We start from the raw sequence: 531 nt of genomic DNA, 5'->3' as shown, positions 1-531 counted from the left end.
GAAGATCGGGCAGGCGTTCGGCGGTCGGGACCACACGACGGTCATGCACGCGAACCGCAAGATCCGTGAGCTCATGGCCGAGCGGCGGTCGATCTACAACCAGGTCACCGAGCTCACGAACCGGATCAAGCAGCAGCACCGCGGCTGAGCGGATCCCGGGACCTCACCCCGGGGGCGCCGGGATGTCGCGTTGGTCCGTTCCCGTCCACCGGGTCACCCCGGTTGTCCACAGGTTTGCCCACGGGTTGGGGACACGTGTGAAACGGCTCACCCGACCCAGGACACCGGATCCGCTCGCGTGCGGCACGGCGCACGCACCGGCGCCGACACCGTGGTGACCTGGGCAGATGCCGCCTCGGCCCGGCAGCACCCGCGCGTCGACGGACGTCGCCGGCGGCCGAGGCGCCACCGCGACGGTGAGAGGCCTCTCATACCAAACCGGGGCGAACGCCCCAGGCTTGTCCCCAAGCCCGGGGTGAGGGACGCGTAGGACGAATGTTCACACCTGTGCACAGACCTGTGGACGGCGGT

Annotated in this window: 1 protein-coding gene; it reads left to right on the top strand. The window is 69.9% G+C overall.

The genetic code is table 11. The annotated features are described in order from the left end of the window. On the top strand, positions 1 to 148 hold a 148-nt coding region (locus tag G3I71_RS52515; RefSeq protein ID WP_203733090.1), incomplete at its 5' end, for a helix-turn-helix domain-containing protein. Between the last annotated feature and the right edge of the window lie 383 nt (positions 149 to 531).

It is taken from the genome of Streptomyces sp. SID12501 (assembly GCF_010550245.1).
Classification (GTDB): domain Bacteria; phylum Actinomycetota; class Actinomycetes; order Streptomycetales; family Streptomycetaceae; genus Streptomyces.
This window is presented reverse-complemented; position numbering and strand designations above follow the sequence as displayed.